Here is a 26,364-nt window from a genome sequence, read left to right as displayed (position 1 = left end):
CAGATCAGCCCGTAAGGCGCTCAATCTGCGCGCCGCAGCGCGACAGCTTCTGTTCAAGCTGCTCGAAACCGCGATCAAGATGATAGACGCGGTTGATCATCGTCTCGCCTTCAGCCATAAGCGCTGCGATAACCAGCGACACCGATGCGCGCAGATCCGTTGCCATCACCGGAGCACCGGTCAGCCCCTTCACGCCCTTGATCGTGGCGCTATCGCCGTGCAGCTGAATGTCGGCGCCAAGACGCGCCAGTTCCTGCACGTGCATGAAGCGGTTTTCGAAGATCGTTTCGCGGATCACGCTTGTGCCCTTGGCACGCGTCATCAGCGCCATGAACTGCGCCTGCAAATCGGTCGGGAAACCGGGGAACGGCTGCGTTTCCACCGATACCGGATCGATGCCATGGCCGTTACGGACCACGCGGATACCGCTGTTGGTGGGCGTAATTTCGACGCCGGCCTCAGCCAGTGAATCGAGCGCCGTTTTCAGCAGTTCCGGTCGTGCGCCCTCAAGGGTTACGTCACCACCGGTTGCAGCAACCGCCATTGCGAACGTGCCAGTCTCGATGCGGTCTGCCAGCACCGAATGCACTGCGCCTTCAAGCTGGTTAGCGCCCTGGATCGTGAGCGTCGATGTGCCGATGCCGTCGATCTTGACGCCCATCTTCACGAGGCATTCCGCAACGTCACCGATTTCCGGTTCGCGCGCGGCGTTTTCAATCACCGTCTCGCCGCGTGCCAGCGCAGCGGCCAGCAGCACGTTGTGCGTGGCGCCAACGGAAACCTTCGGGAAGGTGACGCGGCCGCCGCGGAGTGAACCACCCTTAGCCTTGGCGATGACATAGCCGTTTTCGATTTCGATTTCGGCGCCCAGTTCCTTCAGGCCGGTGAGATGCAGATCCACCGGGCGCGTGCCGATGGCGCAACCGCCCGGCAGCGAAACCTTGGCCTGACCGCAACGCGCAAGCAGCGGACCGAGCACCCAGAAGCTGGCGCGCATGCGGCTGACCATCTCGTACGGCGCCACCGTATCGACGATGTCGCGCGCGGAAAGATGGAACGTCTCGCCGATGTGCTGCGCCGGACCGGTACGCTTACCGTCGACAGCGAGATCGACGCCATGGTTGCGCAGAATACGGGCCAGCAGATTGACGTCTGCAAGATTGGGAACGTTTTTAAGCGTCAGCCGATCCGGCGTGAGCAAGCTGGCGATCATCAGCGGCAGCGCCGCGTTCTTGGCACCTGAAATCGGAATTGTGCCAATGAGCTTCTGGCCACCGATGATCTTGATGCGATCCATGCGTCATCCCTCTGCTCCGGTCGTACCGGCAACGATTAAGATGTGATTAAGCGCTTCAGGACGCTCGCAGCAAGTGCGACCGAAATACCCCGTGTCTGTCCTGAAACAAGCAGCACCGAACACTAGCCGGGTTGGCTGTCATTAAAGTTAATCGCCTTCCTCTTTAAGGCAATTTTCCGGTGCAGCGCGCCGAGGGATGGTTCGCAGGTGCTTCAGAAAGCCGCCGCACTTGCGCCGCCATAATTGCCACAAAGCGATCAGGCTACGTCCCAGCATGCTCACATTCTCCCGTCTGAAATCTGGACGCATCGCGTTCCTGTTCGCCCTCATCGCAATGCCCGCAGTCCTGCAGGCTCAGGCTCTAGCACAGCAGTCAACGGCGCAGCCGCCGCCCGTGGCGGTGGACACCAGCGTACCAGCTGCCATCGATGCGGCCGTGCCTAGTGCTGCGGCTCCGGAGCCAAAAGCGGGCGCGACCGCGCCGGTTGCCGCTGAACCGCCGGCGGATCAAAACGCACAGGGCTCTGCTGCAGCTGCAGCCGCTCCAGCGACGACCGACGAGGCAACGGAAGCGTCCGATCGCGCCATCGAGCGCATGAAGGCTCGCATCCAGGAACTCGAAGCACGCTCCGATGTGGCGCCCGATATTCGTGATCAGGCAATCGCACAGTTGCGGAATGCGCTCGGCCAGCTTGAGGCGGCGTCAGCCAGCGCGGCAGCATCGAAGCGTTTTCAGGATTCGGTGCAAAGGTCGGCCGAACGAATTGCTGAGGCTAAGCAGCAATTGGAAGCCGCACAAAAGGACGCGGCCGACGCCGACTTCGAGAATCGCATCACCAAACTTCCGCTGGCCGAGGCGCAGCAGGCTCTTGATGCTTCCAACGCTTCAGCGGCAACAATCAAAGCCGATCTCGATCAGCTTGAGGGCCGCCTGCGCGAGATGTCGACTCGCGCCACCGCCGCACGCGAGGAGCAGACAGCAGAGAGACAGGCTCTCGATGCTCTGGAAGGTGGCGACGAGACAACATCCAGTGATGCACATCCCATTCTTGCTGACGCTCGCCGCGCTGCAATCGCGGCCGAACGTCGGGCAAGAGCGGCCAAGCTCAATACATTCGAGCAGGAGCTGATAAGTCTGCCTGCCCGCCAGGCCTCAGCGACCGCCCGACGCGACTTGGCCGCGTTAAAGCTCGACAGGCTTACGAAGCGGATCCCCATTATTGAAGCACGCGTCAACGCGCTGCAGGCGGCCGATACGGCGCTGCGTCAAGCCGAGGCCGACCGCGATGCACGCAAGCTTGCCGCCAAGCATCCGGTGCTCGAAGCCTATGTCAAAGACACCGAAATTATTCGCCAGCGGGAAGCAGAGGCCGTACGCCTGCTGGACCAGAGCAAATCGCGTTTCAATGACATACAGGCAGAACTGGCGCGCGTGCGGGACAGCAAGGTCGCTGCGCAACAGGTGCTGGAGATCGGCAGCATCGGCGGAGAGTTCAGCGAACTGTTGCGGACGATGCGGAACCAATTGCCGGAAACGTCGCGCTTGCAGCGGCGCATAGCCGATCGCAATCAAGCAATCGTTGACGGTCGCCTCAAGCGACTTCAGGCAGAGGAAGCCCGCCGGGCTCTGACAGACACCGGAAACATGGCGGAGCGCATCCTCGGACTGTATGCGCAGCGCCACGGGGAGACACCGCCGGCAGAAGTGCGCGAGTCATTGGAAAAGCTCGTCGGTGCGCGCAGAGATCTGTACGTCCAGCTTCATGATACGCTGGTGACCCGCATTTCTCAGCTTGCGGAATCTAACGCCGCCGAGCGCGATCTGCTCAATCAGACAACTCAGCTTCGGGCGCTGCTGAACAGTCGCCTGCTCTGGTTGCCGACTTCCGGCACAATCGGCATAGGCTGGCTCGATCAGGTGCGCACTAGCTTCGGCTGGATCTTAAACGTCGAGGCATGGCAGGAAACCGCCAGTACCCTGCTCTCGCGCGCGGCGCAATTGCCGTTGCCGACAGCGCTGGTGCTGCTTGTGTTCAGTGCCCTTGTGCTGTTCACGCGAAAAATGACGCGGCGCCTCGCCACCATAGCCGACGCTGTACGCCGCTATTCTAGCGATAATTACATGCGCACGCCTGAGGCGATGGCGATTACAGCACTGCTTAGCGTGAAGACGCCGCTGCTGATCGGATACGCCGGATGGCTGCTGACGCTTCCACCACCGCCGCCCGCATCCGAGTTCTCCGCAGCGGTCGGGGCAGGCCTTCTCGCCGTCGCGTATCTGCTGCTGTTCCTGCGACTGATCCAGTTCATCAGCGCAGAGAACGGCCTGTTTTCAGCCCACTTCGGTTGGAGCGAACGTGCGCGCGCCGTCCTGCGCCGGAACGTGATCTGGCTGAAATACACCATCACCCCCATCGCGCTCATTCTCGGGATGATCAACGTCAGCAGCGCCCAAAGCGTACGCGACGGGCTCGGCCGCTTCGCATTTCTGGCCGGTGCATTTGCCGTCGCGATATTCATCGCCCGCGTAATTGATCCGCGGCGCGGCGTTGTTGCAGATCGGATCAGCACAGGCCATCCGCTGTGGGCGATGCGCATGATCTGGCATCCGTTCATTTCACTGGTGCCGCTTGCAGTGGCCGGCATAGCGCTGTGGGGTTATTACGACGGCGCCTCGCAGATCCGCGATGGACTGCTGCTTTCCGTTACCCTCATCGCGGGTGCCTATCTGATTTATTGCGTGATCATGCGCCAAGTGTTGGTGGCGCGTCGCCAACTTGAGATTGCCCGCGCTCTGGAACGACGCGAACAGGCACGTGCTAAGGCAGCCGCACTGCAGGAAACGGAAGCAACGGGCGAGCAGCAGCCCGCGCCGGTCGTGACCGAGCCGGAAGTTGACATCGCTTCCATCAGCGATCAGACGCGGCAGCTCGTACGCCTGACCGTATTTTTGCTACTCGGCACGACGCTGTATTTCTTCTGGCGAGAGGCATTGCCGTCGCTCGCGCTGCTCGATGTGCCTCTGTGGCAGCAGGTGATAACGGTGGATGGTGCGCCGCGCAGCATGCCCGTTACCGTTTCCAATGTGTTCGTGGCGCTGGCAATCGGCATCATCACCCTTATCGCTGCCCGCAACCTGCCTGGACTGCTGGAAATCACGGCTTTGCACCGCCTGCGGATCGAAGCCGGTACGCGATATGCAATCAGCGCCGTCAGCCGGTATCTGATCGCGATCGTCGGCTTGATATTCGCTTTTCGCAGTATCGGGTTCGATTGGAGTCAGGTGCAGTGGATCGTGGCCGCACTGGGTGTTGGCGTCGGCTTTGGTCTGCAGGAGATCGTTGCCAATTTCATCTCCGGTTTGATCATCCTGTTTGAACGCCCCGTCCGCGTCGGCGATACGGTGACGATCGGCAATCTCACCGGCACGGTTTCGCGCATCCACATACGCGCGACCTCCATGACCGATGGTGAGAACCGCGAAATTATCATTCCGAACAAATCGCTAATTACCGAAAAGGTCATCAACTGGACATTGACCGACAGCATCACACGCGTGACGCTTAAGATCGGCATTGCCTATGGCACTGACACACTGCGTGCGCAGCTTTTGATTCTCGATGCTGTGAAGGCAACGCCACAGGTGCTCGATTCACCGGCACCCAGCGTGTTCTTCATTGGCTTCGGTTCAAAAGGCCTCGAATTCGAAGTTCGTGCTTTTGTTTTGCAGCTGGCGCATCGCTCAGCCGTTATCAACGATCTGCACGTTTCGATTGAGCGCGCATTGCGTGAAAAGGAAATCGCCATGTCATGAGCGTACCAACGTACGTCATGAGGGCAAACTCCGACTGACCTGATGTTGGCACGTTACAGCATGCACTTCGGCGCGGATCACTTCACCGCTGCGTCAGGCCTGAAAAATCGCCTGCTCCGCTACCCGATTTCCGATGGCCGGTCCGCCGTGCCATCGGAAACTTCGCACGGCATCGCATTCCAGATTCCGCAAACGCTCTAGTCGGAATCGACACGCACATTGAAGCGCGCCATTTCTTCCTGCATGGCAATGCGCGCCCGCTCCTCGACGCGCCGGTAAGCAGCGGCGACTTCCATCCCATACTCGGTCAGCTTGGCCCCGCCACCGTGGGATCCACCGGGCGACGCTTTCACTAACAGGTCCGGGAACATGCGGTTCAGCGCATCAACCAGCAGCCAGGCGCGGCGATAGGACATGCCAAGTTCTCGTCCCGCTGCCGAGATTGAGCCCGTCCGGCCAATTGCTTCAAGCAGCTCAACCTTACCCGGTCCCAACACCATCTCATCGCCAATGCGGATCTGCACGCGAGGAAACGCGTGCTCCCTCCGACGGCGCGGCTTGTGCGAAGGCGCTTTGTCGGCGCCACCGGCCGTTGCTGCTGGACGCCCTTTGGCTGCAGTCTTCGCAGCAGCCTTTACTGCACCTTTACGCGCAGGTTTCTGCTCAGCCAAAGAACTCTCCTTGCTCGCCAGTAAGGGCGCCTCGCCAGTATCGCTCAATCTAATTTGAGTTGATCTCGTAGTAGTGAAAAATATCGTATGCCATATTTAATTGGGCATAATGCAGATCCCACCTTAAGTGCCTTTCCCGTGGCAGGATATGGTTCAAGCGTCTTCGTTTCCAGCATGTCCATGGTTTCATGGCTTGGATGGCAATCAACGCCCCAAGGGGCGGGCTACTCTCAAAATGGGATTTAGATCATGCGGATCAGCGCGCGCAACGTTCTCAAAGGCACTGTGGTTGAAGTTACCAAGGGGCAGACCACCGCACATATTCGGATTGATGTCGGGGGCACCATCGTCACGTCATCGATAACCAACGAAGCCGTTGACGATCTGAAACTGAAGGTTGGGATGCAAGCTGCCGCAGTGATCAAAGCGTCGGATGTCATGATCGCAGTTGAATGAAGCAACGCTGCACCAGTTGGAATAGGTGCATCGGAAATTCGCGCTCACTCAAAGGCAGTGGTCTAATTTTCATCCGCCTTGGCATCCGAGGCGCGCTGACCGGCAGCCTTTGAGCGTGCCCGTGCCTGATCCTTGCGACGCTTCAGATTGGCGCGCAGTTCCGCAGCCAAGCGCTCAGCGCGCACATCCGCAGCACTGCGATTTACACGGCCAGAGTTGTTGTCGCCCATCACACCACACCCGATTGCCTGCCCAGATCCTCATCCCTTACACGCATCAAAGCCGCGATCACTGCTTGTCCTGAGGCATCAGAACCCACAACAGAATGTAGATCAGCAGGCCAGGAAAGGCAGCCGAGAGCACGGTCAGAACCAGATAGCCAAGCCGAACCAGCGTTGGGTCCCAACCCAGCCATTTCGCCAGACCACCGCACACGCCGGCGATCATCTTGCCCTGCCGCACGCGCGTCAGCGGTCGGCGCATCGGATCATCTATCGACATTCACACTCCATCACCATCGTTGAGCGGCAGCGGCGACCACCAAGCGGCGCCGCAGCTACCCATTTAGCGTACACCAACGATCATGGCGACAGGCTGTTGATGTAGGCGATGATGGTGTCGACCTCGGCCTCGGAAAGCTCAAATTTGGGCATTTCGTCATGCGGCCGGGCAATTCCCCGCGACAGCGGCTCCCGCAACGCCAAAATGGGGTGGCGGCCGGCCATATCGATCCAGCGCGGCGCGCGCGGGTTGGGGCTTTCACCCGTGCGGCCAATCGCATGGCACCAGGCGCAGTTTTTCTGCGCTAGCTCCTTGCCGTGGGCAACGAGAGCCTTGCTGCGTTCCGCAACCTGAGCGTCAGCGCCGCCGAGCCGCTTTAGTCCCTTTGCCGCGCCGGTCAATGCCGGATCGAGCGCCAGCGCGCGCTCCAGATCCGCCGTAGCGGAAAGCTTGTCACCCTGTGATTCATAAACGTAACCGCGATTCGCATACGCCTGCGCGAACGAAGGATTGAGACGGATCGCGGCCGAATAGTCAGCGATCGCGCTGGCGTTGTCGCCCTTCTTGCGATGGGCCAGACCGCGATTGTTATAGGCCGACGCATTGTCTTTCTGCTTGCCGATGGCGGCGGTGAAATCCGCAATCGCCTCGTCAGCGTTGCCCTGCAAAAGCCATGCATAGCCACGCGCGACGTGGAGCCCGCCGGTGGCGCCTTCAAAGCGCATGGCGTCCGTCAGATCGGAGATGGCGGCGGCATGTTCGCCCATAGCAAGCCGCGCTTCGGCACGGCCGATCAACGCCGCGCCAGAGTTCGGCTGCAACCGCAGCGCTTCGGTGTAGTCCGCTTCGGCCTGCCTGAAAGCACCACGTGCGTCGTGCGCGGAACCGCGTCGGCGCAAAGCCTCGATGCGATCCGGCGTCGATGTGGCAGATGACGCTATCATCTTGCTGCATGCTGCAATCCGGGCATCAGGCGATCCGCTCTTGCGGCAGTCGGCCATTCCCGCAGCATGCGCGGCGCCCGCGATCAGCAACGCGACACTTGCGGATACGGCCCCCAGCGCCAGCTTCCGCACGCGATCTGATCGGATGGTTTGAAAAGAATCGGTCATGGCATCCCCGTTTGGCTGACTTGGAACAGTAGCGCCGTTGCGCGTCTCCTCTTTGCGCCACGTCAAAGAGACAACTGTTCACACACTCAAAAAACAAACGGGCAGCAACGGATTTGCCCGCTGCCGCCCGATCATGAATACGCAAGTTGCCGAAAAGCGTTATTTCTTTGCGGTTGTTTCCGCCATCACGCCCTTGCATGGCCGCGCCAGAATTTCGCAGCGATACATCACCTGCCCCATCGTTTCGCCGATTGAAACGCGGCCGCAGCGGGAAACGAAATCGTGCGCGTTGGTCATGTCGAGATAGGACTCGCCGTAGTCATAACGCACGCGCTCCATCCAATCTTTCTTGGCGGCATCAAGCGCGCCCTCGGTGCCAATCCATTGCGTCCCAAGACCGCGCACCTTTTCGGCGCACTGCACATCGGCGCGCGCAACGTTCTCGCCCTCACGGCGCACATAAGCCATCACACGTGTCGCGTCGTTTGTTGTTTTGGCCGCAGCCGACGACGCTACGCTGGTTGTCTTCGCCTTCGCTTTCTTGCGATAGCGCTTCGCGTGCTTCACCTGAGCCTTCTGGCGGGCGGTCGGCGCACCGCTGCCCATGCTCCAGTCCCAGTATTCGGTGGCGTGAACCGGCGCGTTGTATGCCGGGATGGCAATGGCGGCGGCTAAAACAAGCAGGGTCGGTTTCATCATCGACATCATCCCCCCAATGCGACGTGCCCGCGTGCGACATGCAAGAGCACATTCGTGCGTTCGGTATCGCGCCTTGGACGCATCGAACACGTACGAGAGACTTCGACAGACAGAGATGGCGCATGCGGCCGAACTATGCCGCCGGATTGCTGCGTGAAAGCGCGCAGAATCGTTGCATCAACCTTAGCTGAAACGGCGCGCCGCAAATGGGCCGATACAGCAATATCCACAATGACGGACGTTCAGTGTGCCGACGTCACTTCACATCGCGATTGAGGCGCCACATTTCTTCCTGCACGCGGATGTCGGCCAGCACGCGATCGAGCAGCAGGCATGTGCGCTTGAAGAGATCTGAGCCGCGACGGTAATCGGCAGGCGCAAAGAAATCACAGCGCTTGGCCTTGAACAGATCAACGCATTTCTTGCGCGCCTTGCCTGGCCGGTGCACGGCGATGGCATAGCCGCCGTTCTTGCGCATCACCGCCATCGACGGCACATCCGTATCGCCGTCGCCGAAGTAGATCATGTTCGAGAACGGGATCGGCCGCTTGCTCTCGTCCATGTGCTCGTTGATGCCCTGGCCGAGATCCTCGATGCCCTTGTTGATGCGGAACAGATACTGCGTTTTGCCGGTGTCGGTGATGACGCGCTTAGGGTACGGCAGATCGTAAGCGTCGAACCAGTATTCCGACGCGAAAACATTGTGAAAACGCTTGTAGATGCTGGTGCCTTCGATGATCTCGGTAAGACCGGCCGACACGATATAATGGCGCAACGAAACACCATGCGTCTCGGACTTCAGCTTAATGTAATTGTTGATCTCTTCGAACCATTCTTCAACGCCGGGGAACAGCTCAACTTTCTTGCCCTGCGCGACGAGATCTTCACGGTCGATGCGGATGCCTTTTTCCTTCGCCTTGCGATACATCAGCCGCATGTAGGAGATGAGGCCGTCGGCACCTTCCTGCCGCGCAATCTCGTTCGATTCGCGCCAGAACTCTTCTGGATCAATACCGATCTGCGGCAGGAACGCATAATCCTGCATCGGACGCGGCGACAGCGTGCCGTCGAAATCATAGACGAGCGCGATGGTTTTCTTCTCGAACGTCGCACGCGCGGATTCACGCGGCTTTACATCGGCCTCGGATGTCATTGTGTCTTCGATGTCCGCCACGTCGTCAGCCATTGCCGATTACTCCGGCTTGGCGCGCCAGCCCAAATTACCCGTACGGAACGGGCTCAGTCATCAGCGCGCCGCCGATGACTTGCATCGGCGACCATCGCGTGATTCGGGCGGCGAATTAAAGACGGCGGCGGAAAAACGGGGCAGCAGCGCAGATTTTGCCTTGCGCATCAGCGCCAACTTGCCCCGCTCCGTTGTTGCTTAGTGCTTGCAGCCGCAGCCTTCGCCGTGAGCGTGCTCATGTTTGTGGCCATGATCGTGCGAGTGGTCGTGTCCACCGCAGCAGCCGCCCTCGTGATCGTGGCTGTGGCTATGACCGTGATCATGGTCGTGATGGCCACCACAGCAGCCACCGTCATGGTCGTGGTGATGCTCGTTCGGATCGACCAGCGCCGCATGCAGTTTCTGTTCAATCGCCACGGCCTGCTCGCGCGGGGCGTCGCGATCTTCGATGCACAGCGCCATAATCTCAGCGCCGAGGCGCACGTCATCCACCGCGCCCAGATAGTGGCGGCGCAGACGGCCCTGGCGGTCGAACACCAGCACCGTAGGCGTGCCCTGCATGCCGTATGCTTCCATGGTCTGCGGCAAACCATCAGCGGAGTGAGCATCGACCGCAACGGGGATGTCGATGTGTTCCGTCTTCAGGAACTCCACCAGATGCTCCGGCGCCATATCCTTGTGGTTCTCGAACACCATGTGCAGGCCGACGACCGCCACCTGTTCCGGCGTGAAGGCGCGCGCAATGCGCGTGGCCTGCGGCAGCGCGTGGCGCAGCGAACCGGCGCACTGCATCTGGAACGCGACCAGCACCACCACTTTGCCCTTGAGCGCCTTCAGGGAAAGCGGCTCCGTGTTGAACCACTGCGAAACGACCAGTTCAGGCGGCTGCTCGGGATTGAATTGCTGGGAGGCCATGGGCAGGCTTTCTCGATTTGGGTGTTGGGCGCGGATAGGCCGTCAGATGGGCGGCCGGGTGTAGTATTAAAGTGCAGTGCATATTGGGGCTCGGCATACCGTACGCAACTGACGCACTCAAGCGACAGCCTCGCGCGGAAGCCGTAAACGGATGTTCAACGGCAGCGGGAATCCGGATCTGCCTGCACTGGCAGCGGGCGGGTGCAGGCGTATTCCTCGCTAAGCTGGCATTCAGGGGCGAGCTTTTCACGCCCGGCCGCATAAATGGAGAAATGCAACGGACAGCCGCGCATCACGTTGAAGGTTTCGATGCAGCCTAGCCGTTGCGGTTTGCTGGCTCCGCGCGCGGCCAACGCTTCATCGAGATCGGGCTGCCAGCGGTCGTCCACCAGGGCAATTGCGTTGTCACCGGCGGCGATCCAGTCCGCCACCGCCGGGATATTGGAATAGGCGGTGCGGCCGAATGCGAAGGTGGCCGAAGGTTCGCGGAAACCGATCACCCCAACCGGCCCGGTGACGCAGCGGCGCAAGGGGGCGAGCGCTTCTTCCATGCGTTGCGCGGGCCAGCCGATTTCCATGTGCGGCATCACCAGCGCGAAGGTGGAAGGGATGAATAGCGCAAAGCCAGTAACCGCGGCGGCAAACCAGGCAGCGGCGTAGTTGCGCAGAATTGCGACTGCGGAAAGCGTCAGCATCGCGACAACGACCGCAATGACCAATGCAATCGTCCAGTCGAAGACAGCACCGGCAAGCCACAATCCGCCGACGTAAATGCCAGACAATCCGATGGCGACCAGCCACCACGGCATGCGCAAAGTCTGCGGCGGCACGATCAGCCCTTGCCCGGTTTTTGCCTGCGCGGGCGTACGCGTTGGATCAATGACAAGCGCAATCGCTAAAGCAATGGCCGGAAAAATCGCCTGCACGGTGTACAGCGCGGGCTTGGATGCAATCAGCTCCAGATAGAGCCAGTAGCCGACGATCCATGCGAACAGGAAGCGCTCGACGGCAAGACTGCGCGTCTGCCAAAGGTTGCGAAGTGCTGGAAAAAGGAAGATCGCGGCTGGCAGTGTGCCCAGCAAAATGGCGAGCGTGAACGTGAGCGGCGCGGCGTGCCACTTCATGTTCTGCGCACCGCCAAGGGCGCGGATGAACTTGTCCCAGGGCATGCCAGCGAAGGGAACGCCGCCGTCGAAATGGGCGCGGATCAGCAGCCACGGCGCTGCGATGGCGCACATCAGAAGCACGCCGATGAGCGGGCGCAGGCGCCAAAGCCAGGCAAGCCTGCGATCAAACACATAGAGCAGCACAACGGTGACCAGCGACAGGATCGGCACCGCCAGCGCGTTGAGCAGGATGCTGACACCCTGCGCAACCCAGAACGCCATTGCCAGCCACAACTCATGCCGATTTTCATCCGGCTCGCTTGCGTAGATCCGCATCAGGCAAAGCTGCGTGATGACAATGGTCAGCAGTAGCGGCCCTTCCGGTATCGCTAACGTCGCCTGCAGCGCGACAATCGGCGAAACGGCAAACAGCGCGGCGGCAATAATGGCCCGGCGCGGCCCCACCAACGGTCGGCTCAGCCACCACAACGCCACGACCGCGAGTATACCCCCGAGCAGCGACGGCAGACGGTAGGTGATGACGTCGTCCCAGCTCCATTCGCCGAGCAGTTTGCCTGCCGCGACCTGGAACCAGTAAATCCCGATGGGGCGGAATTGAAAATGCTCGCCATCGAAGCTGGCATCGATGGCCGTGTCCTGCGCCAGCATCTTCTGGGACGTCAGCGTGTAGATCACCTCGGTGCGATCTACGGGCGAAAGCATGATAACGCCGGGCAGGTACACAAACAGCGCCAGCGCGCCGAGCACCAGCGCCGCAAACCCCGGCCGCAACGCCAGAAAATCGAGCAGGCGGACCGTATGACGCTCAAGGCGCTGAAGGATTGAAACCGATGTGCTCATGGGCGGGTCAGGCAACCGAACCGGTGGACTGCCTGCTAAAGCTCAAGCTTCAGCCCACAATGCTGGGAAATCCGCCAGGACGCGCCGAGCGGGGTTGACACTGATACCGCACTTAAGCGATTGCGCAAGCGGTGGAATTTCCGGCGGAGGCGCGGCACGATGGCAATAAATGCGAACAGGGCGGCGCTCAAGGCGCAACTCATTGAAATCATTAAGCGTCGTTCGTTTCAGTCGGGCCGCGAGATCAAACTGGCCTCGGGCAAAACCTCGACCTACTACTTCAATTTGAAGCCAACGATGATGGACGCCGCAGGCGCACACCTGATCGCGACGCTGATCCTGGACACGATCGCCGAACTGAAGCCGGACTTCGTCGGTGGCCTGGAGATGGGGGCCGTCCCCATCGCTGCGGCGGTAACTGCCGTCAGCCACACCACGGATCAGCCCGTCGGCGCGTTCTTCGTCCGCAAGCAGGCCAAGGATCATGGCACCCAGAGCTTGATCGAAGGACTGCCCGCTGGCGAAACGCTGCGGGGCAAGCGCGTGGTGATCGTGGAAGACGTAACCACCACCGGCGGTTCGGCGGTGAAGGCGGCGCAAAACGTGCGCGATGAAGGAGCCGATGTCGTCGGCGTGGTGACGATTGTCGATCGGCTTGAAGGCGCTGGCGAAGCGTTCGCAGCCGCCGGCCTGACGCTGACCCCGATCCTGACGCTGGGTGATTTCCGGGGCTAATCCACGGCGAGGCGCGGAGACGTCCGCAGCTTGGCTGATGGGCAGATGTTTTAGAGCCGCTCTATTCGATGCGGCTCTAAAACATTTCTGGCTACTATTTGATTACGCAGCCTGGTCGCGCGCGACGCCTACGAGACGCACCAACTCCTTGCGAACTTCATCGCCATTGCTGACCCGCGAGGCAAAACGCAGGCGCAGCGCACGGGCGCCCAGCACCAGATCGCAACCTTCCGGATCAACGCCGGTCATGCGCCATTCGCCAGCGGGAGCGCCGAGAAGCTGCGTGGCATATAGCCCGATGGCATCGGCGTGATCTTCGTTCATGTGAGACACGATGCCCTGCTCAGCCTCCACCAGAGCTTCTGCTCCGGACAGGTCTACGAGCAATTGTTCGCGAGGAAGATCGAAGATGCGTCCGAAGCCGCCGATGTAGTGGGCGGTTTCAACCTGCAGCGTATAAAACGAGAAATCAGGGAAGCTCGCATAGCCGGCCGCGCTCGGATGACGGGCCAGGAAACGGCGAGCAATTGATTCGTCCGTTACGGGGCGCGCCTCGCCGACCAGCGTGATTCGCGAGCCCTGCATGGGATCGGATTCAGTTCCGGTCGCGTCGATCAACAGGCTAGCGCGCGCATCTTCCAGCAGATTCCGGGTATGCAGCGCGAGCTTGGAGATCAGGAAAATAGGCGTTCCATCGGCGGTTGTTGCCGTCAGCAGCAGCGAAGCATATGGATGGCCGCCCGGCGTCAGCAGCGTCGCGAGCGAACCCTTCATCGCTGATCTGATTATTGTTCGCGCCAGCACATCGGTTTCCTTAATATCGGAAAAAGACGGCTGTTTTGCAGGCTCTTCAACAGACATGGGCTCTCCCCCGCTTCCTGTGGACAAGCTATTCAGATAACGTTCAGGCAGAAATCACGAAATTGGCTCTGCCACAATTGATACACCTTGGAGCCATAAAGCGCGGCGGGGTGGTACTCTGCCGCAGGGTCGGGACATGATGAAAGAAAAAAGCACGATCGCGCTGGTTGATGACGAGCGGAACATTCTCACATCACTACGTATGGCGCTTGAGGCCGAAGGCTACAAGGTACGCACGTATAACGACGGCGTGTCTGCACTGGAAGCCTTGACCGAAGATCCAGCCGATCTCGGCATCTTCGATATCAAGATGCCGCGCATGGATGGCATGGAACTTCTGCGTCGCATTCGCCAACGCTCCGACATGCCGGTCATCTTCCTCACCTCCAAGGACGAAGAGATCGACGAATTGTTCGGCTTGAAGATGGGTGCCGACGATTACGTTGCCAAGCCTTTCTCGCAGCGTCTCGTTGTTGAACGGGTGAAAGCGGTTCTCCGTCGCTTCCAGCCGAAAGATCCAGCGGCTGTAACTGAAACGGAAGCGGCACGTATTCTCGAACGCGGCAAGCTGAAGCTTGATCCCGAGCGTCACAACTGCCACTGGGACAACAAGCCCGTTACACTCACCGTGACGGAATTTCTGATCCTGCAGGCACTTGCCGCACGCCCCGGCGTCGTCAAGACACGTGACGCGCTGATGGATGCCGCGTATGACGATCAGGTCTACGTTGACGATCGCACGATCGACAGCCACATCAAGCGCCTGCGCAAAAAGTTCAAACAGGTCGATGACAACTTCGATGTCATTGAAACCCTGTATGGCGTTGGCTACCGCTTCAAGGAATCTTGAGGCGCGGAGGTGAGATGACGCTCGAAACCGGGCGATCTGAGGAACAGCCGCTGCCACCGGATCAGTTCGCCAACCCGCAAGGGCTGGCGGGCGACGTCCGGAGCGCGACGGTGTCTGTGTTTTCCGCAGCAGCAGCCAAAGCAACCGCGATGTACGGAGCCGTTTATACGGCAGTCAAACCAACGGCCGTTGCAATCGGCAATGTTGCGCGCGACACGTTCAATTCTATTCACCGCGCAGCCACTTCAATCGCATTGGGTTCTCCGGCCGCTACTGCCGATGCCGGCGATGCCGCATCCCGTCCGAGTGCATTAGCACCACTGCAGGCCTGGTTTTCCCGTCAGCGGATCGTGCGCTTCTTTTCTGCCAGTTTGCTACGGCGCATCCTGATTTCAAACCTGCTCGGCTTCATCATCCTGCTGGGCGGCATTCTCTATCTAAGCTCGTTCCACACCTGGCTGATCGACGCCAAGGTCGACGCGCTGACCACGCAAGGCAAGATCATCGCCGATGCCATCGCGGGCAATGCCAAGGTCGTGCGCGAGCAGATCGTCATCGATCCGGACTCGCTCCCCGATGCGCCACCGGCCGTAACGCGTTACCGCGACGACGGACTGGCATCGCTGGAACTGTCAATCCATCCCGAAGATGTGACGCCAATTGTACGCAAGCTGATTCAACCGACGAACACGCGCGCGCGGATTTATGGCCGCGACGGCACGCTGATCGTCGATACGCAGCAGACGCTGGCGCGCTGGAAAGCGCTGCGCAATGAGCCGACCGGCGCCGACGGTGACAGAACCAAAACGCAGAATTTCTGGACACGCCTGACGCGCTATCTCTTCCGCGAACCGCTGTCGGTGTATCAGGAGATCGGCACCGGCAACGGCATGGCCTACAAGGAAGTGCGCGAAGCACTGACCGGCCAGGAAACCAGCATGCTGCTGCTCAACCGCAAGGGTGAGCAGATTGTTTCGATTGCCCAGCCCATCAAGCGCTTCGGCGAAGTGCGGGGCGTGTTGCTGCTTTCAACCCGGCCGGGCCAGATCGACAAGATCCTGAACGAAGAGCGCGTCATCATTCTGATTTTTGCGGCCGTTGCGCTGCTTGCCTCGGTGGTGACTTCGCTGTTGCTGGCGCGCACGGTTGCAGGTCCGATCCGTCGCCTTTCCGCAGCCGCCGAACGCGTCAGCCAGAGCATTGATGCACGCACGCAGTTGCCGCAGTATCGCAATCGCACCGATGAAGTGGCGCAGATGGCCGAAGCTTTTCAGGCCATGACTGGCGCGTTGTGCCGGCGCATTGAGGCCAGCGAGAAATTTGCCGCCGACGTGGCACACGAGCTGAAAAATCCGCTCACCGCTGCACGCTCCACCGCTGAATCGCTGGGCTACGCGAAAACCGATGAACAGCGCATGCATCTGGTGGGGCAGATTCAGGATGAGTTAAAGCGTCTCAACCGCCTGATTACCGACGTATCGAAGTTTTCACGGCTCGATGCGGAGCTGGCGCGCAAGGAAATGCGCCACGTTCACGTGCCTACGATGCTCGAAAACGTTGTTTCGATCTTCAGCGACATCATTGGCGACGATAGCCGCAGCGTAACCTTGGAAATCGGCACAGAGCCCTTCTCCGGCGCATTTTACATCGTCGGCGACGAGGGCCGGCTCGGACAGGTGCTGACAAACCTGATCGACAACGCAATCTCATTTTCGCCCGAAGGCGGCAAGGTGAGAGTGCTCGCTCGGGTCGCGTCTCCGCATCTGGAAGTTTTCGTTGAAGACGAAGGCCCCGGCATCCCCGCCGACCGTCTGGAAATCATCTTCGACCGGTTCTATTCCGATCGCCCGGCAACGGACACCAGCCGCGGCAAGAACTCTGGGCTTGGCCTCAGCATCTCGCGCGAGATCGTGCTTGCGCACGGCGGCGACATCATCGCCGAGAACCGCTATCCGCCGAATGCCGGGCCGGATGATGTGCCGGATGCAGCGCCATGCGGCGCCAGGTTCACGGTGCGGTTGCCGATGGCCAATCCCACGCACCGGGGCAATGCTTCGGGTGGTCGCCGTGCCTGACCACCTGCCCGCAACCCATCACGGTACCGCAATCGCGGTGGATGGACGGGCAGTGCTTATTCGCGGCGCTTCAGGTGCCGGCAAATCCGATTTGGCATTGCGTTGTATCGCCCTGCCGCCATCCCTGTTGCTGCCAGCGCCGGCCGAACTTGTTGCCGATGACCGCGTCATTTTGACGAGCGATGGCAACAGGTTGCGCATTGAACCGCCCAGCATTCTGGCAGGCCGCATGGAGGTGCGCGGGCTGGGAATCGTCGCAATGCCCTATGTGCCGTGGGCATTTGTCGAGCTGGTCGTGGATCTTACAGCCCCGGCCGAGGTCGACCGGCTGCCCGATCCGCCTTTACGCACCAACCTGCAAGGCATAAATCTGCCCTTGCTACGGGTGGCTCCGTTTGAGGCCTCAGCGCCGATAAAGCTGCTTCTGGCCTTGGAATCCTGCAAGGACTAGCGTTGGATACCCCACGGACAGTTGCATAGGGAGAAGCCAAATCCACTTGCGCCCCGTAAGAAGCCTTGTAAATTCTGCCGCGCTGCGAATAGGCCCTGCCTGGGATTTGCCCGGCGAAAGCAGTCAGCGATCGCAACGATCAAGCCCCTCGCCCACTAGCGGCAGGGCAACAGACGAGATCGGCTTTATTCCATGATCGGACTTGTCATCGTTACCCATTGCGGACTCGCGCTAGAGTTTCGTTCTGCGCTCGAGCACGTGGTGGGGCCCCAAACACAGCTTGAGACGGTCTCCATCGGACCGGATGACGATGCTGCCCTCAGACGCGGTCAGATCATCGAGGCCATCCGGCGTGTCGATACCGGCGACGGCGTTATTCTCCTGACCGACATGTTCGGGGGCACCCCCTCCAATCTCGCCATCTCGGTGATGGACGAGGCCAACGTGGAAGTCATTGCAGGCATAAACCTGCCCATTCTTGTCAAACTTGCCAGCATCCGCAGCGAGATGCCGTTGGCGGATGCGGTGCAATGCGCGCGTGATGCGGGCCGCAAGTACATCAAGATCGCCAGCCAGGAGCTGTCGGGAGAAGGTTCGAGTTGAGTATGCCAGAGATCGAGAACAGCTCCCGTCCTGAAGCGCTGGTGACGATACGCAATTGCAAAGGGCTGCATGCCCGTGCCTCCGCAAAATTCGTCAAATGCGCTGAGACCTACGATGCAGTCATCACCGTGACGCGCGATGGCCAGTCGGTGGGCGGCACCTCAATCATGGGGCTGATGATGCTGGCCGCTGGTCCCGGATCGACGCTGCACATGACAGCGCAGGGCCCACAGGGGCCGGAAGCGCTGCAGGCGCTGGTCTCGTTGGTCGAGGATGGTTTCGGCGAGGAATGCGTCGAGGACGGCTGAACACTGCTGCGGTGGTATCAAGCTTCTACCCGCATCGGATCCGATACATCGCATAGAAGAAAAAGGGAGCACACTGCTTCACAGCGCGCTCCCTGCAAAATCTATCCGATTTTTACCCAGCTTATCGCGACAGATAAAGCGACGACATTTTCAGCGCGATATCCCGGAAGGCCTGTTTGAGCTGGTCACCAGTAGTGGCCATGTAATAATGCAGTCCCTTTTCAGGTTCCGTCGCACAGCTTTTCAATAGCGATTTCGCTTCATCGGCAACGCCGCTGCCAAACCCGATCGAATAAATGATGATACCCTTGGCTTTCATTGCGTCACAGAGTGCCCGCGCCTGATATTCAGAGCTGCGGCCGGGGTATTCAGAGCTGCTGTTGGTCGCGTTGCAATTGATATGGTCAGCATCGCCACCGCTGCCGTCGCCCGAATCTTTCGCGATGACGCCGTTGCAATAGGCTGTGTTGAACTCACCGTCGGTCATCAGCACCGCAATCTTGCGCAGCATCGGTGCGCCCTTGCGGTCCTTTTCAGTCAGCTTGCTGTAAGACGCCGGTGCACTCTCTCCGGTAAACACCGAACTCCAGTTTGGTGATAGCGCGTACCAGCCCCACGCAATACCGATATGGCCGGCCGTGGAACCTGCAGCTTCATAATTCGCAATAGCCGTCAACAGCTTTAGCTTGTCCTTTGTGAGCGGAACGACTTGCGCCGACGGGCACGGATTGCTCGAACCGGAGACCGGATAATTCAGTCCGACTTTTGCCGACGTCGGCGATTGATCGGTGAACTTTTCAGAACCGGTGCGCTCGGTAGCGCAGGTGCTGATCGAGAACGTTTTCTCGGCTGCCCGGCGCTCAGCATTCGTGAACTTGTACTTCTGAGAGCCTGGGGTTGTTGCGGTGCCGCTCTTAATGGATCCGCGTACGGTCGTCGCCAGATCGCCCACATTGACAGCAGCCGCATACGGCACCAGCGCCACCTTTGCGTAGTGTTCACTCTGATCTTCCCAGACCACAGTGTTCACCAGATCGGCAGCTGCCGCTTTCATATCAGCAAGCCTTGTGCCTTCCTTCATAGACCCGGTGATGTCGAGAATGAGTGACACCTCGACACTTCCCTTGCCCATTGCAAATTCGGCCTGCGCACCGCTTTCCAGCGGGAGCTTACTGACACCCGAGCCGCCAAAGAACTTGGTGAATGCCAGCAGCGGCGTCGAAATTTCCGCCATGCCGGAGGCGCTCATGCCCTTGTTGTCATCGCGCACGTTGAAGTTCACCGTGTCCGAGACGACATCCATCCGGTTCTTGACGTTCTCATCATAAAAACTCTGCGCGGCTGCGATCGCAGCTGCCTTGGTGCCACCAGTCTGCAGCACCCGACCGCCCGCCAGAACCGCAGCGTCGACCGCTTCCTGCGTCTTGTCACGCGCGTGCAGCCAACGGCTGAAATCAATGGCGGCACCTGCGGCCAACATGATCACAAGGATAGAGAGCCCAAATACAATAGCTACGCCGCCGCGATCATCGCGCCTGAAACGGCGAAATCCCTTACCGAAATGACCTGCCCGGCGCTCCCAGAAATGGTTCATCGACGCCCTCACCCTGCAATATCAGTTGTTGTTCGCAGGAATATGCCTCGTTCAAAGATTGAATGTTATTAAAAGATCGAACGCCCGCTTCTAATGCATAATAATTTATTATTGCGGCCATTAGCTTTGCATTTTATTTAGATTAACAAGTCGTTGTTTTTCGAAAAAACAGGTCCGGACACCTGCGTTCACGCCGTCCGCCCCAGTGTTGGGCCCAGGCGTCCTTGGAACACATATAAGGACTTGTTTATATCTTGTTGCGGTGCAGGACGTGTCTCGCTAGAAGAGCCGCTAAAGGTGGCGAAGCCGCCGTCCACCGGCCTCTCTGGTCGTCAGTCAAGGAGCACACGCGCATGGGTAAGCCCGTAGACTACGTCGTTAAAGACATCAGCCTCGCCGATTGGGGTCGCAAGGAAATCGCCATCGCCGAAACCGAGATGCCCGGCTTGATGGCCACCCGCGAAGAGTTCGGCGCTTCTCAGCCCCTCAAGGGCGCCCGCATCGCCGGCTCGCTGCACATGACCATCCAGACCGCTGTGCTCATCGAGACGCTGGTGGCTCTTGGCGCCGATGTCCGCTGGGTGTCGTGCAACATCTATTCCACGCAGGACCATGCTGCCGCAGCCATCGCGGCCGCTGGCGTTCCAGTGTTCGCTTACAAGGGCGAAACCCTGCAGGAATACTGGGACTTCACGCGCCGTCTGCTTGAGTGGGGTGACGGCGGCACGCCGAACCTGATCCTCGACGACGGCGGCGACGCCACCATGCTCGTCCACCTCGGTCTGCGCGCCGAGAAGGGCGACACGGCATTCCTCGACAAGCCCGGCTCTGAAGAAGAGACGGTGCTATTCAACCTGATCAAGAAGACGCTGACGGAAAAGCCCGGCTGGTTTGCCGAGCTGGCCAAGAACATCAAGGGCGTTTCGGAAGAGACCACCACGGGCGTGCATCGTCTTTACGACATGCAGAAGCGTGGCGAACTGCTGTTCCCTGCCATTAACGTCAATGACAGCGTCACCAAGTCGAAGTTCGACAACCTCTACGGTTGCCGCGAGTCGCTGGTGGACGGCATCCGCCGCGGCACCGACGTGATGATGGCCGGCAAGGTCGCCATGGTTGCCGGCTTCGGCGACGTCGGCAAGGGTTCGGCCGCATCGCTGCGCAACGCCGGTTGCCGCGTGCTCGTTTCCGAAATCGATCCGATCTGCGCACTGCAGGCGGCGATGGAAGGTTATGAAGTCGTGACGATGGAGAACGCTGTTCCCCGCGCCGATATCTTCGTGACCGCCACCGGCAACAAGGACGTCATCACGTCCGAGCACATGCGCGGCATGAAGGATCGCGCCATCGTGTGCAACATCGGCCACTTCGACAACGAGATCGAGGTTGCGGGCCTGAAGAACCTGAAGTGGAACAACATCAAGCCGCAGGTCGACGAGATCGAGTTCCCCGATGGCCACCGCATCATCCTGCTATCCGAAGGCCGCCTGGTGAACCTTGGCAACGCGATGGGTCATCCCTCGTTCGTGATGTCGGCGTCGTTCACCAACCAGACGCTGGCGCAGATGGAACTGTGGGCCGACGCGGGCAAGTACAAGAATGAAGTCTATACGTTGCCCAAGCACCTCGACGAGAAGGTTGCCCGTCTCCACCTTGAGAAGATCGGCGTCGAGCTGACCAAGCTGAGCCCGGAGCAGGCGGCTTATATCGGTGTCACCCAGGAAGGCCCGTTCAAGGCCGACCACTACCGCTACTAAGGCCCGCGCTTCTTGCGAACCGGCAACGCTGCTGCTGCTTGCCGGAGCCAACAACTCATCGCTGCGGGCTGGGAATGCCCGCAGCGATTATGGCCTTGCTGGGACCGATGATTCACGCCGGGGGCCGATAGAGCCCGCATCGATCAGGTCTGAAACAGCCACCATCACCGGGTGCGTGCGTCTTGTCGGCAGCACCTGACAGCCAAAAGCTCCCGCCCCGCTACTGCGACGGCTGCATCGCTGGCCACGGCGGTCCTGCCTGCCCCATAATCGGATGTGATTCGCCCCTGAGGGCGATGGCGCAGGGCCTTTGTCCGTTGTTCGTTGCGTCTTTGGCCTCGGGTGCCCCCTTTCCTGTCCCGGATCCCGATGCAGTTTGCGACCCTGACCCGACTTGCAAGAAAGCCGTATGGGCTGGCCGCATTAGCAACGGCGAGCTTTGCATGCGTGCTTCTGCTTGCCGCCAGCGTCACATCCGGCACAGGATTCAATCTGCCATTGCTTGGCGCCCAGGCCGGCATTCTGCTCGGCGCAACAGTGGCCGCTCTGGTCATTGCGGGCGGGATCGGCTGGATGGCGTTTGATCGACTGCGCAGCAAGGAAAGCCAATCGCGCGCGGAAATAACCGCGCTGAAGCGCTCCCTCACCGCAGCAGACTCCGTCATCCGTTCCGAGCCGCAGGTGTTGCTCTACTGGGAGCAGCACAAGCCTTTGGCTGTCGCTGCCTATACGTTGCATGGCATCCCCGGCCTGCCGGACTCGCCCGAAAAATTCCTGCGGTTCGGCAACTGGCTGGAACCGGCCTCAGCGGCCGCATTGAAACCCGCCATTGATGCCCTGTTCGCTTCCGGCCACCCGTTCAACCTGATTGTCCGCACGACGGCGGATGGACACCTCGAAGCTGAAGGCCGCACCTCGGGCGGACGCGCCATCCTGCGCTTCCGCGATGTTGCAGGCCATCGCGATGAAGTTGCGCGCATCATGGCTCAGCATCAACGGCTGGCCCGCGAAGTTCGCGCCAGCCGTGCGCTGCTCGATGCTCTGCCCATACCCGTGTGGCTGCGCGCCAAGGATGGCCGCATCACCTGGGTGAACAACGCATACGTTCGCGCCGTTGAGGCGCGCGGCCGCTCGGAAGTGCACGAGCGCCAGATCGAACTGCTGGAGCAGCGCCAGCGCCGCAATGCCGCCCGCGTGCTAGCGCGCGGCGAAGGATACCGCGACCGCCTGCATCTGATTGTTGGCAGGGATCGGCGGCTGTTCGATGTGACGATGCTGCCATTTGACGAAGCAACGGCGGCCGTGGCTGTTGAAGTGCCGTCGCTGGAAAAACCGCAAGGCGAAGGTGAGCGGCCGCAGTTCTACGACAGCACGCTCAATCGCGTGGCGACTGCGGTGGCCGTATTCAATGATCGCCAGCAACTCGTGTTCTTCAACGAAGCATTCCGCAAGCTGTGGCGCCTGGATGAAGCGTGGCTGAAATCTCGGCCCTCCGCTGGCGCCATTCTCGACCGGCTGCGCGAGCTTGGCCGTCTGCCTCAGGTCGTGAACTACGCCGAGTGGAAGGAAAACATTCTCGACGCCTACGCCAGCCCATCGGTCAGCGATGATACCTGGTCGCTGCCGGACGGACGCACGCTGCAGGTGCGCCCGGAAAAGAACTCCGACGGTGGCATCACCTATCTGTTCATCGACGACACTGACAGATTGGCGCTGGAGCGAGAGATCAACGCCCTCGTCAATGTTCAGCGCGAGACACTCGACACGCTGAAGGAAGGCGTTGCGGTTTTCGGCACCGATGGCCGCCTGAAGCTGTTCAACGCTGCGCTGGCAGAAATCTGGGATCTGCCGAAGCGGGCCTTGGCGGAACATCCGCACATCGATGCCTTCATCGAACAGTCCCGGCCGCTGTATGATGATCCGGCAATCTGGAACCGCCTAAATCACTCGGTCACGTCAATCTCCGAGCATCGCGAAGAGTTCACCGGCCAGATGGTGCGCTCCAACGAGACGCTGATCGATTATGCCGCCATGCCGCTGCCCGATGGCGCAACATTGCTGACGTTCAGCGATGTAACCAACGCCAAGCGGTATGAACGCATGCTGGAGGAACGCAACGCCGCGCTCGTTGCGGCCGACCGCATCAAGAACGCCTTTATCAGCCACGTTTCCTACAAGCTGCGCACCCCGCTGACATCAATCATCGGCTTCAGCGAGATGCTGAGCAATCCGATCATCGGGCCGCTTAACGACAAGCAGGAAGAGTATCTCGCCGATATCTCCAATTCGTCGAAGGAACTGCTCACCACCATCGACGACATCCTGACGCTGGCTTCGATCGATGCTGGCTCGATGGAACTGAAGCAGGCCCCGATTGACGTTTCTACGGTTATCGATGCAGCCATCGTCGGCGTGCGCGAAGCCGCCTCCCATTCCCGGCTGTCACTGAGCATCGGCGTTGCCGATGACGCGCGCTCATTCATCGGCGACGAAGCACGGGTGCGGCAGATCCTGTTCAATCTGTTGTCCAATGCCGTCAGCTTCTCGAAGCCCGGCGACACGATCGAGATCAACTGCCGTCGCGACGGCGAAATGGTTGTCTTCACCGTGGATGACGAGGGCGTCGGCATCGCGAAGGACGACCTGTGGCGTGTGTTCGACCGCTTCGAGAGCGGCAATCACAGCGCCGGCCACCGGGGCGCCGGTTTGGGGCTGTCGATCGTCAAGAGCCTGGTCGAGTTGCACGGCGGCACCGTTGCGCTGGAATCGGAGCCTAATCTGGGTACGCGCGTCACTGTGCGCCTTCCGGCCAATGGACGCCCTGATAAAGCAGATCCGGCCTTGCCTTATGAAGGCCCTGCGGCTCAGTTATCGGCCGGTAGTAAATCAGCCTGATGTGAGCCCGTATGCCGGCGCCCGATGCTTTCACCCATGTGTTTCCCTGCCTCGACGAGGCCCAGCTTGCCAACCTCGGCGCGGATCTCGCGTTTGTCGCCCGCACCGGCGATCTGCTGACGCTCAGCGGCGAATTGGGTGCGGGCAAGACCACGCTGGCGCGTTCCATCATCCACACGCTGATGGACGGCGCGCAGGAAGAAATTCCGAGCCCCACCTTCACGCTGGTGCAGACCTACACAACACCGCGCATGGGCGTTGCGCATTTCGACCTTTATCGTCTCGGCGCCCCGGAAGAGCTGGACGAACTGGGGCTCGATCTGGCGCTGACGGAAGGCATCGCGCTGGTGGAATGGCCGGAGCGCGCAGAAAGCTTTCTGCCCCACGACCGGCTGCAAGTGCGCATCGACGATCCGGATGAAAGCATCGACGCCGGGGGCGAAGACACCGCAGACGATGTCGTCAACGCAACCCGCCGTATCACGCTGACCGGCTTCGGCGCATGGGCTTCGCGGCTGCAACGCTTCATCGCCATGCGCGCACTCGTCTACGGCAACGGCGACGAAAGCGATGCCGCCAACCCGCGCCAGATCCGCTATCTGCAGGGCGATGCTTCGGCGCGCCGATACGGCCGCATTTATGCAGGCACGCAGTGCAAGGCAATCCTGATGGATGCGCCGCGCCAGCCCGACGGCCCGATCATTCGCAACGGGCTGCCCTATAGCCGCATCGCGCATCTCGCCGAAGATGTCCGGCCGTTCGTTGCCGTTGCCGATGCCTTGCGCGCGGTCGGCACTACTGTTCCGCGCATCAGGGCGCAGGATCTGGCAAACGGGTTTCTGATCATCGACGATCTCGGCGATCGCGTGTTCGGTGCCGAAGTTTTGGCGGGCACCGCCGACCAGGCCACGCTATGGCGCGCCGCAACCGATGTGCTGCTTGCACTGCACGCCGCTCCGCCACCACGCACGTTGCCGGTTGCAGGCGATGGCGCACACGAACTGCCCAAGTATGACGGCACTGCGATGGCCATCGAAACCGAACTGATCACCGATTGGTTTTGGCCAGCAGTGAAAGGCGCACCGATCGATGATGCCGCACGCGCGCAATTTGTTGCGCTGTGGCGCGATGTGATTGCAGAGCTTGAGAAATTGCCGCCCGCCTGGGTGTTACGTGACTATCACTCGCCCAACCTGCTGTGGTTGCCGGAGCGCGAAGGCGTTGCGCGTGTCGGACTAATCGACTTTCAGGATGCCATGTGCGGGCCAGCGGCCTATGATCTCGTCTCACTTCTGCAGGACGCGCGCGTTGATGTGCCAGCCGAGCTTGAGACTGAACTGCTTGACTATTATTGCAACGCGTCGGCTGGCCGCGAGGGCTTCGACCGTGAGCGCTTCGCGTTCTCCTATGCTGCCCTTGGCGCCCAGCGCAACACCAAGATCGTCGGCATCTTCGCCCGCCTCGCCAAGCGCGATCACAAGCCGGGATACCTGCGTCACATTCCGCGTCTATGGCGTTATCTGGAACGCGACCTTGCCCATCCGGCACTTGAACCGTTGCGGCACTGGTACGATGCGCATTTTCCCGCTGAACTGCGCGGCGCCATCCCTGGCTGAC

The 26,364-nt window shown here is 60.4% G+C and carries 22 protein-coding genes; 11 read left to right on the top strand and 11 right to left on the bottom strand.

What is annotated here, in order from left to right:
• Positions 1–4: 4 nt before the first annotated feature.
• A complete protein-coding gene (gene murA / locus QEZ49_RS09885) occupies positions 5–1,297 on the bottom strand; it encodes a UDP-N-acetylglucosamine 1-carboxyvinyltransferase (RefSeq protein ID WP_280386455.1) in 1,293 nt (430 codons plus the stop codon).
• 274 nt (positions 1,298–1,571) lie between these two features.
• On the opposite strand from murA, the gene QEZ49_RS09880 reads away from it, so the two are divergent.
• Positions 1,572–5,111 carry a mechanosensitive ion channel domain-containing protein gene (locus QEZ49_RS09880; protein WP_280386453.1) on the top strand — a complete coding sequence of 1,180 codons (3,540 nt, stop codon included), beginning with the start codon at positions 1,572–1,574 and terminating at the stop codon, positions 5,109–5,111.
• Between the two features lie 197 nt (positions 5,112–5,308).
• Here the strand turns inward: QEZ49_RS09880 and QEZ49_RS17265 are convergent, their stop codons facing one another.
• On the bottom strand, positions 5,309–5,782 hold the full coding sequence (locus QEZ49_RS17265) for a winged helix-turn-helix domain-containing protein (protein ID WP_348534808.1): 474 nt from the start codon (positions 5,780–5,782) through the stop codon (positions 5,309–5,311).
• Positions 5,783–6,031: 249 nt separating this feature from the next.
• On the opposite strand from QEZ49_RS17265, the gene QEZ49_RS09870 reads away from it, so the two are divergent.
• Positions 6,032–6,238, top strand: coding sequence for a TOBE domain-containing protein (locus tag QEZ49_RS09870; protein WP_280386451.1), 207 nt, complete (start codon positions 6,032–6,034; stop codon positions 6,236–6,238).
• 62 nt (positions 6,239–6,300) lie between these two features.
• Here the strand turns inward: QEZ49_RS09870 and QEZ49_RS09865 are convergent, their stop codons facing one another.
• From QEZ49_RS09865 to QEZ49_RS09835, 7 genes are all read right to left on the bottom strand, one after another.
• Positions 6,301–6,468 (bottom strand): hypothetical protein, encoded by a 168-nt coding sequence (locus QEZ49_RS09865; RefSeq protein ID WP_280386449.1) that lies wholly within the window; start codon positions 6,466–6,468, stop codon positions 6,301–6,303.
• A gap of 58 nt (positions 6,469–6,526) precedes the next feature.
• The gene (locus tag QEZ49_RS09860; protein ID WP_280386448.1) at positions 6,527–6,739 is read right to left on the bottom strand and encodes a PspC domain-containing protein; all 213 of its coding nucleotides are present in this window, start codon (positions 6,737–6,739) and stop codon (positions 6,527–6,529) included.
• 80 nt (positions 6,740–6,819) lie between these two features.
• On the bottom strand, positions 6,820–7,851 hold the full coding sequence (locus QEZ49_RS09855) for a tetratricopeptide repeat protein (protein WP_280386446.1): 1,032 nt from the start codon (positions 7,849–7,851) through the stop codon (positions 6,820–6,822).
• A gap of 159 nt (positions 7,852–8,010) precedes the next feature.
• The gene (locus QEZ49_RS09850) at positions 8,011–8,550 is read right to left on the bottom strand and encodes a hypothetical protein (RefSeq protein WP_280386444.1); all 540 of its coding nucleotides are present in this window, start codon (positions 8,548–8,550) and stop codon (positions 8,011–8,013) included.
• A gap of 256 nt (positions 8,551–8,806) precedes the next feature.
• Positions 8,807–9,736 carry an HAD family hydrolase gene (locus QEZ49_RS09845; protein WP_083509473.1) on the bottom strand — a complete coding sequence of 310 codons (930 nt, stop codon included), beginning with the start codon at positions 9,734–9,736 and terminating at the stop codon, positions 8,807–8,809.
• 198 nt (positions 9,737–9,934) lie between these two features.
• Complete coding sequence (locus QEZ49_RS09840; RefSeq protein ID WP_280386442.1) at positions 9,935–10,651, bottom strand: TlpA disulfide reductase family protein; 717 nt, start codon at positions 10,649–10,651, stop codon at positions 9,935–9,937.
• A 155-nt stretch (positions 10,652–10,806) separates the two neighbouring features.
• Positions 10,807–12,618, bottom strand: a complete 1,812-nt coding sequence (locus QEZ49_RS09835) for a glycosyltransferase family 39 protein (protein WP_280386439.1) — start codon at positions 12,616–12,618, stop codon at positions 10,807–10,809.
• 159 nt (positions 12,619–12,777) lie between these two features.
• On the opposite strand from QEZ49_RS09835, the gene pyrE reads away from it, so the two are divergent.
• On the top strand, positions 12,778–13,353 hold the full coding sequence (gene pyrE / locus QEZ49_RS09830; protein ID WP_280386437.1) for an orotate phosphoribosyltransferase: 576 nt from the start codon (positions 12,778–12,780) through the stop codon (positions 13,351–13,353).
• A 102-nt stretch (positions 13,354–13,455) separates the two neighbouring features.
• On the opposite strand, the gene QEZ49_RS09825 is transcribed toward pyrE, so the two are convergent.
• Positions 13,456–14,214, bottom strand: coding sequence for a DUF2470 domain-containing protein (locus QEZ49_RS09825; protein WP_280386435.1), 759 nt, complete (start codon positions 14,212–14,214; stop codon positions 13,456–13,458).
• Between the two features lie 139 nt (positions 14,215–14,353).
• Here QEZ49_RS09825 and QEZ49_RS09820 point away from each other — a divergent pair, with 139 nt between their 5' ends.
• From QEZ49_RS09820 to QEZ49_RS09800, 5 genes are all read left to right on the top strand, one after another.
• On the top strand, positions 14,354–15,064 hold the full coding sequence (locus QEZ49_RS09820) for a response regulator transcription factor (RefSeq protein ID WP_280386560.1): 711 nt from the start codon (positions 14,354–14,356) through the stop codon (positions 15,062–15,064).
• A gap of 14 nt (positions 15,065–15,078) precedes the next feature.
• On the top strand, positions 15,079–17,139 hold the full coding sequence (locus tag QEZ49_RS09815; protein ID WP_280386433.1) for a sensor histidine kinase: 2,061 nt from the start codon (positions 15,079–15,081) through the stop codon (positions 17,137–17,139).
• Entirely contained in the window at positions 17,132–17,590 is a 459-nt protein-coding gene (locus tag QEZ49_RS09810) for an HPr kinase/phosphatase C-terminal domain-containing protein (protein ID WP_280386432.1), read from the top strand. Before QEZ49_RS09815 ends, QEZ49_RS09810 begins: the two co-directional genes overlap by 8 nt.
• Before the next feature lie 192 nt (positions 17,591–17,782).
• A complete protein-coding gene (locus tag QEZ49_RS09805) occupies positions 17,783–18,193 on the top strand; it encodes a PTS sugar transporter subunit IIA (protein ID WP_280386430.1) in 411 nt (136 codons plus the stop codon).
• 2 nt (positions 18,194–18,195) lie between these two features.
• Positions 18,196–18,501, top strand: coding sequence for an HPr family phosphocarrier protein (locus QEZ49_RS09800; RefSeq protein WP_068460093.1), 306 nt, complete (start codon positions 18,196–18,198; stop codon positions 18,499–18,501).
• 121 nt (positions 18,502–18,622) lie between these two features.
• Here the strand turns inward: QEZ49_RS09800 and QEZ49_RS09795 are convergent, their stop codons facing one another.
• On the bottom strand, positions 18,623–19,750 hold the full coding sequence (locus QEZ49_RS09795) for a VWA domain-containing protein (RefSeq protein WP_280386428.1): 1,128 nt from the start codon (positions 19,748–19,750) through the stop codon (positions 18,623–18,625).
• Positions 19,751–20,448: 698 nt separating this feature from the next.
• Between QEZ49_RS09795 and ahcY the strand changes: the two genes are divergently transcribed.
• The 3 genes from ahcY (at position 20,449) to tsaE (ending at position 26,363) form a co-directional block, all read left to right on the top strand.
• Positions 20,449–21,852 (top strand): adenosylhomocysteinase, encoded by a 1,404-nt coding sequence (ahcY, locus tag QEZ49_RS09790; RefSeq protein ID WP_280386426.1) that lies wholly within the window; start codon positions 20,449–20,451, stop codon positions 21,850–21,852.
• Between the two features lie 369 nt (positions 21,853–22,221).
• On the top strand, positions 22,222–24,747 hold the full coding sequence (locus tag QEZ49_RS09785) for an ATP-binding protein (protein WP_280386424.1): 2,526 nt from the start codon (positions 22,222–22,224) through the stop codon (positions 24,745–24,747).
• An 11-nt stretch (positions 24,748–24,758) separates the two neighbouring features.
• A complete protein-coding gene (gene tsaE / locus QEZ49_RS09780) occupies positions 24,759–26,363 on the top strand; it encodes a tRNA (adenosine(37)-N6)-threonylcarbamoyltransferase complex ATPase subunit type 1 TsaE (protein ID WP_280386421.1) in 1,605 nt (534 codons plus the stop codon).
• The last annotated feature ends 1 nt before the right edge of the window (position 26,364 follow it).

This window comes from Hyphomicrobium sp. D-2 (assembly GCF_029872155.1).
In the GTDB taxonomy this organism is placed as follows: domain Bacteria; phylum Pseudomonadota; class Alphaproteobacteria; order Rhizobiales; family Hyphomicrobiaceae; genus Hyphomicrobium_A.
Note: the sequence above shows the minus strand (reverse complement) of the source record. Positions and strands in the feature narration are given on the sequence as shown.